This window comes from Clostridium sp. MT-14, from assembly GCF_042436595.1.
GTDB lineage: Bacteria > Bacillota > Clostridia > Clostridiales > Clostridiaceae > Clostridium_B > Clostridium_B aromativorans.
The window spans coordinates 112776-128544 of sequence record NZ_JBHMIY010000005.1; the positions used below are offsets into that span (position 1 = coordinate 112776).

Consider the following 15769-nt stretch of genomic DNA (forward strand, 5'->3'; position numbering starts at 1 on the left):
TTTCCTACTCTATCGATGTGTTCTTTTAATTTTTGATGATTCAAATGCGTATAATCCACAATATCAAAAAAATAGGGCATAGGACTTTCATACTCAAGGTCTGCATGAAGTTTTGATAATATATCAAATGTTATTTTATCACCATAAATTGCAATGTCTACATCAAGAAAAAAAGAAATACTCTTGAGTTTGCCATGATGTTTTCCAACTGCGGTTTCATGGGATTTCCGGTGGCCCAAAGCGTTTTTGGAAAGGAAGGAGTGGTGTATGCTGCTGTTTTCAATATACTTTTCAACATTTTTGTATGGACTTACGGAGTAATGCTCTTTAATAATAAAAAGAGCCTCAAAGGCCTGAAAAAATCTTTAAAAAATCCTGGAATAATTTCCTCTTTTATAGGACTCATAATAATGATTTTTTCAATAAAAATACCTATTATACTCATGGATACCATAAATATGGTGGGAGGACTTACCACCCCAATATCCATGCTTATAATAGGAAGTTTGTTGTCAAGAAGTGAGCTTAGAAAGATTATAAAGGACAAGAGTTTGTACTATGGCTCACTCATAAAACTCATAATTTTACCTGGAGCACTGTATCTTATTTCAATTTTATGTGGTGAAAATTCCATTGTCATAAAAACGCTGATTTTAATGCAGGCTATGCCTGCCGGCGCTTTTACAACAATCTTTGCAGAAAATTTCAACAAGGACAAGGAGTATTCAGCCTTTATAGTATCTTTTTCTTCCCTGTTGTCCATAATAACCATACCTATAATAATCAAACTGTGCTTCTAGAAAAATTTAAGCTTTGTTCACAATTTATTCACGACCCCCGGTGGTTTTCCAGAACTTCTTTTGCCTGACCAATAGTAAGTGGAAGGCTATCCACATTTAACATTCCATCCTTACCTAGTATTTCAACTAAATGAGCTACTCTTGGAAGCCTTAAATTAATTTTTCGAATAAGCTCTTTTTGATTGAATACTTCTTCAGTAGTACCTCCCATCACAATGCTTCCTTTATCTAAAAGATAAACTGTATCAGCTAAAAGAGGAACTGTATCTACATCATGGGTGGCAAAAATCAAAGTAATTTTCAGCTTTTTATTTATAAGATCCAAAAGCTTAATCAACTTGTATACTCCCCTGGGATCAAGAGCTGCAGTAGGTTCATCCAGCACCATCACCTCGGGCTTCATAGCGAGAACACTTGCAAGTGCAATCCTCTTTTTCTGTCCTCCGCTTAAATTATGGGGACTTTTGTCATCATATCCTTTCATTCCAACCACATCTAACGCCCATGCTATGGTATCTTCTAACTTCTTTCCGCTCATTCCCATGTTTAAAAGACCATAGGCTATTTCCTGGCGAACTGTAGAATTAAAAAGTTGATCATCGGAATCCTGAAATACCATGCCTACCATCTGTCTTATTTTAACTAAATTTTTTTTGCATACTTTCAGTCCATTTATCGTAATAATGCCGGATTTAGGTTTTGAAATTCCATTAAATAGGTGGAAAAGTGTCGATTTACCTGCTCCATTTGGCCCCAGTATTGCCACTTTTTCTCCCCTTTTTATCTTCATATTAACATTTCTAAGTGCCAGGCTGCCATCACTATAGGCATAGCTGACTTTATCCACTTCAATAAGTGACATAACTATTCTCCTTTAAACAAATATATTTATCAAAATTAAAACCATCAATAAAGCCATTATCAAAATTCCAAAACGAAAATCTCCAGCTGGAATAGGGTAAGTAAAAAACTTAGCTTGTCTACTATCTTCATTATATCCTCTTGAAAGCATAGCATTATAAACTCTTACACTTCGATCTAAAGATTCTATCATAATATACACCGCTATTTTGCCCGTATCCTCTATACGACGCAGCCAGCTGGATCTATCCCCCATACGACTTAGTTGTGCATATCTCATATTTTTGCCCGTATCTTCAATTATAAATATGTACCTATACATCATATCAGCTAAATCTATTATAATCGAAGGAACTTTTAGTATTCTGAGGGTTTCCAGTATTTCAATCATCGGAGTGCAAAAAGAAAGTATGCATGCAAGACTAACTGCAGCCATTATTCTCAGCATCAATAAAGTTCCAAGCGCAAGTCCCTCTCTGTATATATTCAGATGATAAGTTCCAAAGGGAATATATGTTAAAACAGTTTCCCCATTTGTAAAAAGTACACTTACAAATACAAGCCATGCTATACTAAAAGGTATGAGAAGCCTTTTTATAAGTCTTTTCCAGGGAACACCCAAAGTATAATATCCAATTATAGACAGCATCCACAGAGATACTATAAGATACCACTTGGACAAAAAAGTTGTTATTATAATTGCACTTAAAAACAGTACGGTTTTTACTCTTCCATCTAAACGGTGTAAAAAACTTTTATTGCCAGATATCCTGCCAAATGAAGATAGTTCCATAATTTATTCTTCCTTTAACTTATTTTTACTGGAATCGCCAAATAATTTTTCCCAATGATGTCCCACTATTAAACCTGCGAAAAAATTTGCTACAGAAAATGCTCCTACCTGTGCATCACCAGGAAGCTCGATAAAAGGTTTATGGTCTGTCTTAGCTGTAACAGAAGCCATAGTATTCACTTTGTCATCCGTACCTCCGGCTTCCATTTTATGATTGACCATGTACTTCGATGCTCCAAATATAAATATAAATATAATTATCATAACTGTTAACATAACACGTGTAAATTTGTCTAAAAATTTAATACTCTTGCCTTTTTTGCTGCCCATACTGTTGCTTGATTCCATAATTACCTCGCCTCCCCTTTTTTAAGTATACCAGGTAACAAATCAGGTCTCCTTTTTACCATAACCTGAAGAACCAAAGCTGTAAACACACCTTCTGCAATAGCTAAAGGCAGTTGCGTAGGTCCATAGCCTAAAAAGAATATCATCCACTGCTTCATCAAAGGAACATGTCCATGTAAACTTATTGCCAACTCCAAAGCAGCTACCAGATAAGTAATTATGTCACCCATGAAACCCGCTATTCCCGCTGCCAGCCAGATGGGACTCTTAAAATATCTTAAAATTTTCCAGCACAGATATCCCAAAATACCTGCCGCTATACCCATAGAAAAAGTATTGGCACCAATAGTAGTTATACCTCCATGTCCCAGAAATATAGCCTGAAAAAACAATACAATAGCTGAAATCACTCCTGTAGCAAAGGGCCCAACAATAATAGCCGCCAGTGCAGTACCACATGGGTGAGAGCAGGAACCTGTCACAGGTACAGGAATATGCATACATGATATGACAAACACAGCTACTCCTACCATTGCTAAAAATGGTTTATAATATAAATTTTCTTTAACTCTTTTCTTGATTTCTTTAACTCCAGGTACCATAAACACAGCACTTATTGCATACCATGTTCCCCACGCTTGAGGCGATAAAATACCATCTTCAATATGCATTTTTTAATACCCCCTAGTTTAATTGTAATATTTTAAACCAAAGCCAAATAAATCATAACCCCTCAGCAAATGCTAAGGGGTTATGATTTATATAAAGAATCATAAAATTTCACCATCTAGTCACCTCCCTATCACTCGTAGAGTCGAATGGTCACTAATATATAGGCAGGTCTTCTGACTTGGATTCATCACCCTTATAGCCTTCCCAGTTTCCCAGTGGCATATTTTATAAGGGCTCCTCTTTCACAGCGGCGGGACCGTGCAGACTTTTCATCTTGCTTTCCTTTTAAGTAAAATTCACCTATATATTTTTCTTTTATTTTTTAATAAAGTTATTATATGACAAATTCAGTTTCTCACAAACTCACAGAATTGTCAAGCACAATCACAATATATTGTATCGTAAAAAAGAAACAAATTCCCTAAAGAATTTGCTTCTCTAATTAAAATCCAATCATTCAAAAATAACTATGGATTTTCTGTTTTTAATTCTCAAAAGCACCGTTTCTAAAACTCTAAGAGTATGATTTAATTCCCTGAGTTCAAGGTATGCTGTTGCTATATCCTGACCTATTACAATGTCTATATAATTAGGTTCAGTACATAAAAGTGCCCCCTTATTTGTTCCAAGAACAGGACTTGTAAATATATTCCCATTCAGGAGCTTACCAATTCTATCAATTTCAAGCACTCCTGTTCCAGGTTGTATACGCTGCATCTGCAGGTACAGATCAGGACTTACAATTAATGCGAGTCTTCCATAAATACCCTGCTTGGTCAAAATTTCGACAGCTGAAGCAATATCCGTAAATGGATTTTCTCCCGATTTCCATTCACTCTTCTCTACTTTATTAGTACCCTTTGCATTAAAAATTCCCTCATATCCAAAATTCTCATTTCCCAGGAAAATCAGCTTGTCCTCTTTTCGCGCACATGCTTCTGCAGCGGACACAGCTGCTGATAGATCCAGTGGATAACCCAGTTTTTCACTGTTTTCAATGTCTCTCCAAAGAAGAGTGAAATCACTATACACAAGTGGTATCTCCTCATATTTTCTGTTCTTAATTCTCGATATTCCCTCTGAAGTTTCCTCTTCTATCGATCCGCTCTCATCAAGATTGTCCGAACTTATACTTTGTATACCCGCACCAAGAGGTCCAAAAATATCTAAAAAACGTCTTCCAATCAACACGCGGCTTGCAGTATTAACAACTGTATCATCTATTTTTCCCCACAAATCATCTGAAAAAGGTGCACTTTCTCTTGATAAATAATCCATGACTATTTCCCCCCTCAATCCTTTATCAAACTGCCCACAGTTTTATGGGCGGATTTGTCCTGACTAGGCTTTTCTTTTACTTCAGGAATTTGAATATTCAACTCTTCCATCATCTCTGCAACTTCTGTTTCACCGTCTGCAAAATGTTTTGCTTCTTCAGGATCAAGTATCTTCAACAAGGACATCAATTCACCTATATGTGCTTTCTCCTCATCCCTTATGTCTGCTATCACCTTCTTGGCTGCAGCATTATCTGTTGCCAGCACATGTGATTCATACAGATATATGGCCTCAAGTTCTCCTGCAATATCAAGTCTCACAGCCTGAATAAGCTCCTCTTTAGTCATCTTTCTGTCCACATTTCCTTGAAATGGATTTGCAAAATTTGGCATAGTAACCTACCTCCTCCTTGTACTTAGATTTATGAAATATTTTAAATTGTCATACATATTACCTTATACTGTAACCGCTAGCTTATTCTCCCTAGTAATATATATTATATAATAAATTGTTCTCCAATACAAATATGTGATCCAAAATTATTTTTCAAAAGAACCACGTCCCCAATTCTCTATAGATGCTTTCACATTTATATCTATATTGGAATTAAGCACTTCTTTGTTCCAATCCGTATTGCTCCATCTTCCATATTTAGCTGCAGCATATTGGCCAAGACCTATACAATCTGTTCTATACTCCGTCTTCATTTTATTTATAATTGAACAGCAATTCTTGCGTACCTTCTCTTCAATTTCATTTTCAAAGGTCTTTTTAACATCTTTATTTTTTGAAAGATCTTTAAAATAGGTATTTGTAATTATATCTCCTTTCAACCTTAAATTTATTGTAAAATGAAGTTTTCCTCCGATTTTATTTACATAGACTTTCTTTGATGAATACGCATAGAAGTCTGCATAATTTTTTGCAGTCTTTTGTAGACTCACAATTCCGCGGCCTTTATCATTTCCCATTAGATTAAGCCATTTGCTGTCATCAAAACTTGATTTTGCCACCATGCGTGATTCTTTAAATAAGGCCATGCCTGATACCTTTATATTGTCATCGATTATTTCAATGTAAGGTACTACAGGATTGATACCTTCAACATAAAGTGAAGTGTACAAATCCGTTATCTTTGTATCTTTTGGGAAAAAGGAATAATTATACTCATTTTTTAACAGGCCCTCTATAAAATCAGAGGAACTTGGATAACCTTTTACTTTATGGGAAAGCATATCCTCAGCCTTACATTTACATATTACAAAATAGCCTGTATCATTTAATTGGGGGTTTCTGAATAATATATCTATTACCGGTCCAATTCCGCAAACAGCACTGTCTTCACTTATTACATATACCTTTTCAAATCCAAATATGCTTTTTTTGTCTGATAAGGATTGTCTGTTCTCCCTGGTTTTACCTAAAGTTCCTCCAACTCCCCTTCTTATTGCACTACTTACCCTGATGTTCTCATCATTTTCACTGGTATCGCCAAATATATAGACGGACAAAGGTGCGCTGTATGATATTATATCAGGAGTTTCATATTCAATATCTGATCCTATTCCAGCTACTATTTCCAGGTTTTCAACCACATCTGAATCTTTTATCCCCGTTATAAAAAATGAAAATACTATAACTAATAACGGTATTATAATTAAAAATTTATTTTTTTTCATTTAAACCATCCTTTTTTATAAGTGCCATACAGCATACTATGGTCAGGTATGCTATATTGAATAAAGTGTATTTTGGAATTATAAATTTTAAAAAAGTTCTCCGAGATTCTTCATTTAGATATGTAGAAGATATCAATATTATAAGGGGATATATAATTACAGACAGTTTTTTTATCGAAGACCTTTTAAACAAATCCTGTAAAATAAATACAGATGCAAAGTAATTGTTGGAAATAGTTTTAAAATTTACTATACTCCACAGAAACATGAATATAAACCTGAAATTATTTATTATCGGTATTTCAATAGATTTAGCAGCTATAAGTACTGCCCAGAAAGATTTCTTTACTAAGTCTATTCCACAATAATATACTGTCAAAAAAGTTAAGGATGAATACAAGATCACTATAAATAGTACACCTTTTAACGCACAGCTTCTAAAGTTTTCTTTATCGCTTAACAGAGGATAAAACAAAAAAATTATTTCCGTACCACCATATGAGAAACACGATTCAATGCTTCCTCTGAGCAAAAGTTTAGTATTCAGATCAAATATAGGAAGTACATTTATAAGTTTTCCTTTGCCCAGTGCAACAAGTGAGATAAGAGAAACCACTATAGTAAATATAAAGATCAGTTCATTTATACTTGCCAAAGGTTTTAATCCGCTGTAACTCGATATGGCTCCTAGAAACACTATAAATATAAGTAATCTCACAGGAACCATAAAATACATTATAAAAGTTGTCAAAAGAATGGTCAGCCCGGATGCAACAGCCGTAGTGTACAGTACAAAATTAGACATAAAGATCAAATTTAGAAAGTTTCCTAAAAAAGTTCCTAAAAATTGTCTGCTCAACTGTAATATATTCTTATCTGGGAACTTTTTCTGCAATATACACGCAATATACACCAGATATAGAGGATAGACTCCACCGATAATAACTGAAATCCAGCCATTTTGCTTGGCTATTTGAGTTACTTCATTTGGAAGACTTATCAAACCTATGCCTACAGCAGTACCCGTTAAAATACAAAGCAGCTGATATGAAGTTATTTTATTTTCTAGGCTGTTCTGCATCAATGCTTCCTCCTGAATTTTTTCATAGAGCCTCAGTGCCTGATCTTGTTTTTATTTGGTATAGCTTCAGGCCTCTCATCCATATTCCACAACTGTGCCCTAATGAATATATCCTTCAAGTCGTTCCTTTTAAAAGACAGATACTGTACTCCAAAACTGTTCATTGAAAACAGATGTAACAAAATGAGATACCAGCCAGCAGCAATACCTACAATTCCAAATATATCAGCAAGTATTATCATCGGGAACCTCACTATACGTATAGAAAGTGACATGTCATAATTGGGAATGACGAATGTTCCAATTACAGCTGTTCCCACAACTACAAGAGTAGCAGGACTAACCAGACGCGCTCTTAATGCCGCATCGCCAATAATAAACCCTCCAACTAAACTAAGAGTTTGCCCTATTTTGCCCGGAAGCCTCAATCCTCCTTCTCTTAAAAATTCCACTACCATTTCCATGGACAATATTTCAATTAGAGGAGTCAATAACAGCCCCCTTCTTGTAGATACTAAAGGCAGGAGAAATTGTATCGGTATAAGCTCTGCATTAAATTTTATAAAAGACAGATAGGCAGCAGGAAGAGTTATAACTAAAATAACTGCGATCAACCTCAAAATCCTAATCAAGGAAGATAATACACTTCTTTCATAATAGTCCTCTATTGCCTGAAAGAATTCTGTGAACAATGCCGGTACTACAAGAGCATAAGGTGTCCCCTGGCACAGTATTACAGCTCTTCCTTCCATTAAATCATTTATGACTATATCAGGCCTCTCAGTTGCAAAACATTGAGGGAACAAACTGCAGGGATGATCTTCTATATACTGTTCTACAATACCCACCCCCGTTATCGAATCCACATCTATAACAGCCAGCCTATCACGTATGTTTTTCATGATCTTCTCATCTGCAATACTGTCTATATATATCAATTTTATATCTGTTTGAGTATATTTCCCCAAGGTAAAATTTTCGATAGTGAGATCCGGATGTTTTATTATCCTCCTAATCAAGCTTACATTTGTTTCCAGGTTTTCAACAAATCCTTCTCTCGATCCCCTGACTGCATACTCATTCAAAGGCTCTGATATCTGCCTGTATTTTCCGTCCCTTGTATCTATTATTATAAATTCACTTATATGTTCTATAATCAACACAGTATCTCCACGTTTCAAGGCAAATATGGCCTGAGCAATATCCTTTTCTATAAGCGTATTACTTGAAGTTATATATTTCTTGCATATTGTACTGCACAGATTCGACGACAGGTACAAATTGTCATCTGTATGCAGCATAAGGGGATTTAATATGTTTCGATTTATAGATTCTTTGTCTGCAAGAGAATTTACATAAATAAGTACTGCCTGTATTGGAAGCTTATATCCTATTTCAAAGGACCTTGTTATAACCGTTTCTGTATCTCCAAGGCCGCTGATGATCCTCTGTATATTGCCGTTTATACTGAAATTATCCATAAGTATCACCCCTAGTAGTTTTAGCTTGTTTAAAAATATTATGCAGACTACTTCAAAATAAAAATACGTCATTTCAATATCCATGAGAAGTAACAAAAATTCTGCTGGAAAATAATCTAATATTATACAGCTTATATTATAGACGGAGGTTATTTTTATGAATTGTATCGATGCTGGAGGTGAATACTGCCCATGTCATCTTGCAGAAACCCTGGATTGCGTGCTCTGCTCACAACTCTCGGGTGAAAAATTCTGTCAGTGCAAAAACTGGTGCGGCGTTTGCATATATGATAAATATATATCCAATGGCAGTAAGGCTCAAAATCTGCGAAGAACTTATACATGTACAATATTAAAAAAGAAAACTCCTGATAAAAATTTATGCATACTCACTTTAAAAGCTCCTGAAGATCTAACAAGAGAACTTGTTTACCCAGGAAGTTTCGTATTCCTAAAAAATACTGAAAATCCGGTTTATTATGATGTTCCGATATCAATAATGGAGGCTGATGTCATCAGAAACACCCTGAAGATCGCCATAAAACTGAATGGAATCAAGACTAAAAATTTATTTTCTTTAAATGAAAACGACAGGATATCAGTACGGGGTCCTTTTTTCAACGGAATAATGGGTCTTTCAAATATATATGAAGCTAAAAATGGCACCTCACTGATTATAGCCTGCGGCATAGGAATTGCGCCTTCAATTCCCATTATGAAAAAACTGCACTCAAACAACAACAAGATTATCTCCTTCATAGACACCCAATTCAAAAATAATTTCAGCGAAAAATACCTCAATGACTACAGTTCTAAAATTGTAAACTGCAGAATACTTGAAAATGGATACCTTACAGAAAACTTCAAATCCATTCTAAAAGACTGTCTATCCGGAGGAAATATAAATCTCATCCACTGCGGCGGTCCAGATATTCTAATATACAGAATTATTCAATTTGCCGATAAGTCAATTGCTCTTTCCTGCTGCAACAATTCCAAAATGAACTGCGGTGAGGGCATATGTTCCAGCTGTACCAAGCATTACAAAAATGATGTAGTGAAGAGGTTATGCAAGGTACAAATGGATCCCAGGGAATTATTTAAAGATAGAAAATTTATATAGGAGGTCATTTTTTATGAAGGTAATAGTGATTGGAGCTGGCTGGTCCGGATGTGCAGCAGCTTTAACAGCAGTGAAAGCAGGTGCCGAGGTGGTTATTTATGAAAAAACCGATATGGTTCTCGGACTTGGAAATGTAGGAGGAATAATGAGAAACAACGGCAGATACACAGCTGCCGAGGAAATAACAGCTCTAGGAGCAGGAGATCTCATAGGCATTACAGACAAGCTTACCAGGCATAAAAATCTGGATTTTCCAAATCATGCACATGCATGGCTTTACGATGTAAATAAGATAGAGCCCGAAGTCAGAAAATATATCTTAAGCAAAGGTATAAAGATAAATTTTGAATCACGGGTAGTGGATGTTAAAATGGATGGCAGTAAAATCAAAGGTATATATACCTCAACCGGGAATTATGAGGAAGCAGATGTATTTGTTGAAACTACCGGTTCTACAGGTCCCATGGGAAACTGTATAAGATACGGCAACGGATGTTCCATGTGTGTACTCAGGTGTCCATCCTTCGGTCCGAGAGTTAGCATAAGTAAGTGTGCCGGTATAGATGATCTTCACGGTGAGAGGACAGATGGAAATTACGGAGCTTTCAGCGGTTCCTGCAAATTAGCCAAAGAAACCCTGGATAAAGAACTTGTGAATGAACTCGAGAAAAAAGGGGTAGTTGTTTTAAAGGTTCCAAAGGAGGATGTAAATTTAGACAAACTAAAGGCAAAGGTATGCCAACAGTATGCCCTAAAAGAATTTGCAGAAAATATAATCCTACTTGATACGGGACATGTAAAGCTCATGACCTCATATTACCCGCTTAGTAAGCTCAGAAAAATACACGGACTCGAAAACGTAAAATTCATCGATCCCTATTCCGGCGGAAAGGGAAATTCCATAAGATATCTTTCTGTAGCTCCCGTATCCAATGATTTGAAAGTAGTGGGCCTTGAAAATCTTTTCTGCGGCGGCGAAAAAAGCGGATTATTTGTGGGACACACTGAAGCTATATGTACGGGATCACTAGCAGGCCACAATGCAGTGAGATCTGCACTTAAATTTCCAACTCTTGTTTTGCCCGCAGATACCGCTGTAGGCGACATAATAAGTTATGCCAACAGCAGAATAAAAACTCCTGAAGGCAGAAAAAACAGATATACTTTTGCCGGGGCAGAATATTTTAACAGGATGAAAGAAAAGGGATTATATTCCATAGATACCGGTAGAATCCGAAATAGAATCAAAAAACTCCAGCTTCTGGGCATCTTCAATAAAAGGCTGACATAAATCTCACAAATTTCCAGATTCCATTTAAAACAGGGAAGATGTCCGGGGATGTATAAACAAGCCCTGGACATCTTCCCTGTTGTCTTATTCGAAAGCTGTCATTGCTAATACTTACGGAAATAAACACTGCTGCACACCTAGATAAGTTGATCCCTATGTTCGCAGTAGTCTGCCAATAAAATAAAAACAAGATGTGCTAAATTTAAGAAAATTGAATTAAATTAATCATAAAAATAAATTCAATCAATAAAAAATTCATGCATATTGAAAAATTACAGAAAAAGGTATACAATAATCATGTTAAATAAATTATGAACGAACTCCAGCTGGATCCATCAATAACTTGATAAAGAGTATCAAAAACAAGGAGGAATATGCATGCAACTTAATAAAAAAATCGATGAGATGAAAGAAGAATTGATTAAGGCAACTCAAGAGGTAGTTAAAATCAAAAGCACCCAGGGTGAAGGAAAACCAGGCATTCCTTTTGGCGAAGGCGTAGGGAAAACTCTGGATAAGGCTCTCGAAATTGCAGCCGATCTTGGGTTCAAAACATATAAGGAAGAGGATGGATACTACGGATATGCAGAATATGGTGAAGGAGAAGATTATGTAGCAGTTCTCGGACATATGGATGTAGTGCCGGAAGGAGACAATTGGATTCATCCACCTTATGGGGCTGAAATTCATGAAGACAAGATTTACGGAAGGGGTACATTGGACGACAAAGGTCCAACAATTGCATCCCTTTTCGGACTAAAGGCCATAAAAGATCTTAAAATACCGCTTTCAAAAAAAGTAAGAGTTATTTTCGGAACAAATGAAGAAACTGGAAGTTCTGAAATGCACGTTTATAATAAAAAGGAAAAGGCTCCTATATCCGGATTTACTCCAGATGCCATGTATCCACTTATAAATGCTGAAAAGGGCATAAGAAGATTTCACGTTGTCAAAAAATTAAGTTCTTGTTGTAATTGTGAAATCAAAATCAAATCATTAAAAGGCGGAATAAGGCCCAACATGGTACCCGATAAATGTGAAACTGTGATAGCCACAAAAGACACAGAAAGTATTGTCAAAGCAGTAAAGGAATTTGCAGATAAAAAAGGCTACAACATGAAAACCGAAATAGTAAACAACGGCGTAGTTTTGCATACCTTTGGAGTAGGAGCTCATGGAAGTACACCTGAATTGGGTAAAAATGCCATAATGCAGACTTTTGACTTTTTAGGAACTATTGTAAAAAAATCTTCTCCTCTCGCAGACTATATAAACTTCTTCAACAAGTACATCGGATTTGATACAGAGGGTATTTCACTTGAAATAGCCTGCAAAGACAAACCCTCGGGAAAATTATCCTGGAATGTAGGAGTTGCCGAAATCGATGAAGAAGCAGCTGACCTGTGGATAGACATGAGATATCCCGTTACTGTGGAAGGTGAAAAAATCATGGACACCCTTTCCAAAAAATTTGCAGAGTGTGGTGCAAAAATAGAAAGAGTGGCAGCTGATGAACCTCTTTATTTTTCAGAAGACAGTAAATTGGTCAAAACCCTGCTTAAAGTTTATACTGAACAGACGGGTAAGGAAGGAAAAGCTTATGGAATAGGCGGAGGAACTTACGCCAAAGAACTTCCAAATATAATTGGATTTGGACCAATATTCCCCGGGAAACCGGATCTTGACCATCAGGCCAATGAATACATCGAAATAGGAGATCTAATAACGAACGCCAAAATATATGCTCATGCAATATACGAACTTGCAAAATAATTCACAGTCATAATTGTTTCTAAAAGAAAAAAACTCAATATTTCCAGCGTCTAAATGACGCTGGTTTTTTAACAATCATGTGGGTTTTCAGATACTATATTTATAGCCAATGCTATTTCCTTTATCACATTAGTGTTAAATTCTCTGGAAAGCTCGTTAATTTTAGTATATAAAAGCCCCTTTTCCGTAGATATATATCTAGGCTTAAGGTTGTTCAAAACTATAGCCTTTATATCATCAATACACTTGGGGCATTTACATATATTGTCATAGTTTTTTAAAACCTCAGGCAAAAGTTTATCCACCACATCCTCCATATAATTTTTTACCAGCTGGCTCACCTTCTTAAATTGTTCTACATTTTTATTATACCATTATACCATTCAAAAAAGATAAGCTTTGCAAACAAATCGTTATCATAAAAAAAAAGGTAAGTCTTAATCAGCTATTGACTTACCTTTTTCTTACATCATTTAATTTCCATAATCACGCAAATACATCGATTGTGCTATCTGAATTCTTGTCTGACAGATTATTGGAATTATCATTGCCGCTAACTTTTACATTCTCTATTTTCTGTGACTGCCCCTGTCGAAGCTGTGATTCCAATTGATACAGTTTGTTCTCCAATTCTTGAATTTTGACTTTCTTTGTTTTTTCATCATCCTTGCTTAAATTTTCCTGATTTATCTGCTGCTGAATACTTTCTATTTCACTTTCAAGCTTACTCGAATCATTACTATTAAATGATATTTGCGAACTTGATATGGATGAAATCGAAGAAATACCCATTAGTAAAACCTCCTTTCAAAATAATCATAGTAATTTTAGAACAACTTCCTTAATATTTTCTTAAAAATATTTCTCAAGTTCCTCTATTTCATCCATATCAAATATATTCTGAGTAAAAAATAAATTGATATTTGTTCATTACCCTCAGGAGTCTAAGCGCTTAATTTTACGCACCCCTTAGCCGGAGTTTTAAACTTTGGTATTCCAAATATTATGGCCAGCACTGATGCAACCCCCAAAAGATACGGATACCAGAGATATTTCATTATTAAAAATGGTGAAATTGCCGCAAGGCTGGAAGCAACCAAAAGCTGGGCACCATAAGGTATACATCCCTGTACAAAGCAGGCAAAGGTATCTAAAAGACTGGCAGATTTTCTTCTATCTACACCATATTTTTCAGATAAATCTTTAGCTAGTGAACCGACTATAATTATAGAAACAGTATTATTGGCAGTACATAGATCTACTAAACTAACCAGCACACCAATGCCAAATTCGGCACCTTTCTTGGAGTGAATTCTTTTTTGTATTGTATTCAGCAAAAAATCTATACCGCCGTTGAATTTTATCAATTCACCTATACCACCAATTAATATGGATATTATAGATATGTCTTCCATACCCGCAATACCTTTTGCACAAAGCTGAAATACCGTAAATATATCAAAAGAACCATAAATAAGACCTATTACAGCTGCTAATACGATACCTCCAACCAGCACCAATACTACGTTAAAGCCTGTTAAAGCCACTACCAGTACAGCTATGTAAGGCAGTATTTTAATAAACTGATAGTTATAAGCTCCTGTGTGATTGACCTGCATGCCAAAAGTTAAAAAGGAATATATGAGCAGAGTTATAACAGCTGCAGGAAATACTATTTTTATATTGGCCTTGAATTTGTCTACCATTTCACAATCCTGGGTTTTTGTAGCAGCTACAGTAGAATTTGATATCATAGACAGTCCATCACCGAACATAGCTCCGCTGACAACAGCAGCAACTAAAAATGCAATGGGTAAACCCGTTTTCTGTGCAATCCCAATTGCAATAGGTGTTAGCGTCACTATAGTTCCAACAGAAGTTCCAAGTGACATGGATAAAAAAGAGCCAATTATAAATATACCAGCTACCATAAAGCCAGGTGGGAAAACAGCTAGTCCAAGATTTACAGTAGAATCCACAGCTCCCATAGCTTTGCTCACTTCCGCAAAAGCACCTGCCAGGATAAAAATCAAGCACATGAGTATTATGCTGGAATCTCCGGCACCTTTACAAAATCTTTCAACTTTTAATTCTATAGGTATTTTTCTGTTTTGAAGTATAGCTATAGTTGATGCAATTATTAAAGCTACAACTACTGGCATTTTATAAAAATCCTTCATCACAATTGAAACACCAAGAAATAGCACCATGAATACGGCCAAGGGTAGCAGTGCTATAGCATTACCTTTCTTTTCGTTCATTGTCCTGAATACCTCCTTCAATGTTTTTATGCAAATTTGAACATGTTTAATAATAGCACTTATTATGCCAAGGGACTTAAAAATTGCAATAGCTAGAATTTTAGCAAAATAATTTAACTATTAAAAAATTCGTAAACGTTTCAAACCACTTTGTCAATTAAAATGCAAAGAAATATTTACAACTGTAAAAATTTCTTTACAGTTATAATTTAATACTATTTAAAGGAAGTAACTACCTATATTGTCAATTTGCAGTCACTAATAGTTGACATTTAGACTATTAAATTATGTTATAGCATTTCATTTTTACTTGAAACAATTACTGTTT

16 protein-coding genes and 1 riboswitch are annotated in these 15769 nt (G+C 35.5%); of the genes, 4 read left to right on the top strand and 12 right to left on the bottom strand.

Features of this window, described 5'->3' with window-relative positions; translation table 11 throughout:
- Positions 1-161 precede the first annotated feature (161 nt).
- Positions 162-800 carry an AEC family transporter gene (locus ACFHWD_RS06130; RefSeq protein WP_268905671.1) on the top strand — a complete coding sequence of 213 codons (639 nt, stop codon included), beginning with the start codon at positions 162-164 and terminating at the stop codon, positions 798-800.
- A gap of 28 nt (positions 801-828) precedes the next feature.
- On the opposite strand, the gene ACFHWD_RS06135 is transcribed toward ACFHWD_RS06130, so the two are convergent.
- The 9 genes from ACFHWD_RS06135 to ACFHWD_RS06175 form a co-directional block, all read right to left on the bottom strand.
- Positions 829-1662 (bottom strand): energy-coupling factor ABC transporter ATP-binding protein, encoded by an 834-nt coding sequence (locus tag ACFHWD_RS06135; protein WP_150356294.1) that lies wholly within the window; start codon positions 1660-1662, stop codon positions 829-831.
- A gap of 12 nt (positions 1663-1674) precedes the next feature.
- A complete protein-coding gene (gene cbiQ, locus ACFHWD_RS06140; protein ID WP_150356293.1) occupies positions 1675-2454 on the bottom strand; it encodes a cobalt ECF transporter T component CbiQ in 780 nt (259 codons plus the stop codon).
- A 3-nt stretch (positions 2455-2457) separates the two neighbouring features.
- Complete coding sequence (locus ACFHWD_RS06145; protein WP_150356292.1) at positions 2458-2802, bottom strand: hypothetical protein; 345 nt, start codon at positions 2800-2802, stop codon at positions 2458-2460.
- Between the two features lie 2 nt (positions 2803-2804).
- Positions 2805-3473: an energy-coupling factor ABC transporter permease gene (locus ACFHWD_RS06150; protein WP_150356291.1), complete on the bottom strand. Its 669-nt coding sequence runs from the start codon at positions 3471-3473 to the stop codon at positions 2805-2807.
- 146 nt (positions 3474-3619) lie between these two features.
- Positions 3620-3793, bottom strand: a riboswitch (cobalamin riboswitch).
- A 134-nt stretch (positions 3794-3927) separates the two neighbouring features.
- Positions 3928-4752, bottom strand: a complete 825-nt coding sequence (locus ACFHWD_RS06155) for a family 1 encapsulin nanocompartment shell protein (RefSeq protein WP_179977078.1) — start codon at positions 4750-4752, stop codon at positions 3928-3930.
- Between the two features lie 14 nt (positions 4753-4766).
- Positions 4767-5144: a demethoxyubiquinone hydroxylase family protein gene (locus tag ACFHWD_RS06160; RefSeq protein WP_150356289.1), complete on the bottom strand. Its 378-nt coding sequence runs from the start codon at positions 5142-5144 to the stop codon at positions 4767-4769.
- Between the two features lie 147 nt (positions 5145-5291).
- Positions 5292-6431 (bottom strand): Ger(x)C family spore germination protein, encoded by a 1140-nt coding sequence (locus ACFHWD_RS06165; RefSeq protein ID WP_179977077.1) that lies wholly within the window; start codon positions 6429-6431, stop codon positions 5292-5294.
- On the bottom strand, positions 6418-7512 hold the full coding sequence (locus ACFHWD_RS06170) for a GerAB/ArcD/ProY family transporter (protein ID WP_150356287.1): 1095 nt from the start codon (positions 7510-7512) through the stop codon (positions 6418-6420). Before ACFHWD_RS06170 ends, ACFHWD_RS06165 begins: the two co-directional genes overlap by 14 nt.
- A 32-nt stretch (positions 7513-7544) precedes the next feature.
- Positions 7545-8993: a spore germination protein gene (locus ACFHWD_RS06175; RefSeq protein WP_378061019.1), complete on the bottom strand. Its 1449-nt coding sequence runs from the start codon at positions 8991-8993 to the stop codon at positions 7545-7547.
- 157 nt (positions 8994-9150) lie between these two features.
- Between ACFHWD_RS06175 and ACFHWD_RS06180 the strand changes: the two genes are divergently transcribed.
- The 3 genes from ACFHWD_RS06180 to pepV all read left to right on the top strand — a co-directional run bounded on the left by ACFHWD_RS06180 (position 9151) and on the right by pepV (position 13180).
- The gene (locus tag ACFHWD_RS06180; protein WP_150356285.1) at positions 9151-10116 is read left to right on the top strand and encodes a sulfide/dihydroorotate dehydrogenase-like FAD/NAD-binding protein; all 966 of its coding nucleotides are present in this window, start codon (positions 9151-9153) and stop codon (positions 10114-10116) included.
- A 13-nt stretch (positions 10117-10129) separates the two neighbouring features.
- Positions 10130-11407: an FAD-dependent oxidoreductase gene (locus ACFHWD_RS06185; protein ID WP_150356284.1), complete on the top strand. Its 1278-nt coding sequence runs from the start codon at positions 10130-10132 to the stop codon at positions 11405-11407.
- Between the two features lie 378 nt (positions 11408-11785).
- A complete protein-coding gene (pepV, locus tag ACFHWD_RS06190) occupies positions 11786-13180 on the top strand; it encodes a dipeptidase PepV (protein ID WP_150356283.1) in 1395 nt (464 codons plus the stop codon).
- Between the two features lie 68 nt (positions 13181-13248).
- Here the strand turns inward: pepV and ACFHWD_RS06195 are convergent, their stop codons facing one another.
- From ACFHWD_RS06195 to ACFHWD_RS06205, 3 genes are all read right to left on the bottom strand, one after another.
- Positions 13249-13497, bottom strand: coding sequence for a late competence development ComFB family protein (locus ACFHWD_RS06195; protein ID WP_378061022.1), 249 nt, complete (start codon positions 13495-13497; stop codon positions 13249-13251).
- Positions 13498-13666: 169 nt separating this feature from the next.
- On the bottom strand, positions 13667-13972 hold the full coding sequence (locus tag ACFHWD_RS06200; RefSeq protein WP_150356282.1) for a FlxA-like family protein: 306 nt from the start codon (positions 13970-13972) through the stop codon (positions 13667-13669).
- Positions 13973-14124: 152 nt separating this feature from the next.
- The gene (locus ACFHWD_RS06205) at positions 14125-15540 is read right to left on the bottom strand and encodes a Na+/H+ antiporter NhaC family protein (protein WP_326839064.1); all 1416 of its coding nucleotides are present in this window, start codon (positions 15538-15540) and stop codon (positions 14125-14127) included.
- Between the last annotated feature and the right edge of the window lie 229 nt (positions 15541-15769).

Excerpts from the sequence above, each read along its gene's own strand:
- ACFHWD_RS06165 (WP_179977077.1), bottom strand. The coding sequence starts at position 6,431 with ATGAAAAAAAATAAATTTTTAATTATAATACCGTTATTAGTTATAGTA.
- pepV (WP_150356283.1), top strand. The coding sequence starts at position 11,786 with ATGCAACTTAATAAAAAAATCGATGAGATGAAAGAAGAATTGATTAAG.
- ACFHWD_RS06200 (WP_150356282.1), bottom strand. The coding sequence starts at position 13,972 with ATGGGTATTTCTTCGATTTCATCCATATCAAGTTCGCAAATATCATTT.
- ACFHWD_RS06185 (WP_150356284.1), top strand. The coding sequence starts at position 10,130 with ATGAAGGTAATAGTGATTGGAGCTGGCTGGTCCGGATGTGCAGCAGCT.
- cbiQ (WP_150356293.1), bottom strand. The coding sequence starts at position 2,454 with ATGGAACTATCTTCATTTGGCAGGATATCTGGCAATAAAAGTTTTTTA.
- ACFHWD_RS06175 (WP_378061019.1), bottom strand. The coding sequence starts at position 8,993 with ATGGATAATTTCAGTATAAACGGCAATATACAGAGGATCATCAGCGGC.
- ACFHWD_RS06150 (WP_150356291.1), bottom strand. The coding sequence starts at position 3,473 with ATGCATATTGAAGATGGTATTTTATCGCCTCAAGCGTGGGGAACATGG.
- ACFHWD_RS06180 (WP_150356285.1), top strand. The coding sequence starts at position 9,151 with ATGAATTGTATCGATGCTGGAGGTGAATACTGCCCATGTCATCTTGCA.
- ACFHWD_RS06155 (WP_179977078.1), bottom strand. The coding sequence starts at position 4,752 with ATGGATTATTTATCAAGAGAAAGTGCACCTTTTTCAGATGATTTGTGG.
- ACFHWD_RS06195 (WP_378061022.1), bottom strand. The coding sequence starts at position 13,497 with ATGGAGGATGTGGTGGATAAACTTTTGCCTGAGGTTTTAAAAAACTAT.
- ACFHWD_RS06135 (WP_150356294.1), bottom strand. The coding sequence starts at position 1,662 with ATGTCACTTATTGAAGTGGATAAAGTCAGCTATGCCTATAGTGATGGC.
- ACFHWD_RS06145 (WP_150356292.1), bottom strand. The coding sequence starts at position 2,802 with ATGGAATCAAGCAACAGTATGGGCAGCAAAAAAGGCAAGAGTATTAAA.
- ACFHWD_RS06170 (WP_150356287.1), bottom strand. The coding sequence starts at position 7,512 with ATGCAGAACAGCCTAGAAAATAAAATAACTTCATATCAGCTGCTTTGT.
- ACFHWD_RS06160 (WP_150356289.1), bottom strand. The coding sequence starts at position 5,144 with ATGCCAAATTTTGCAAATCCATTTCAAGGAAATGTGGACAGAAAGATG.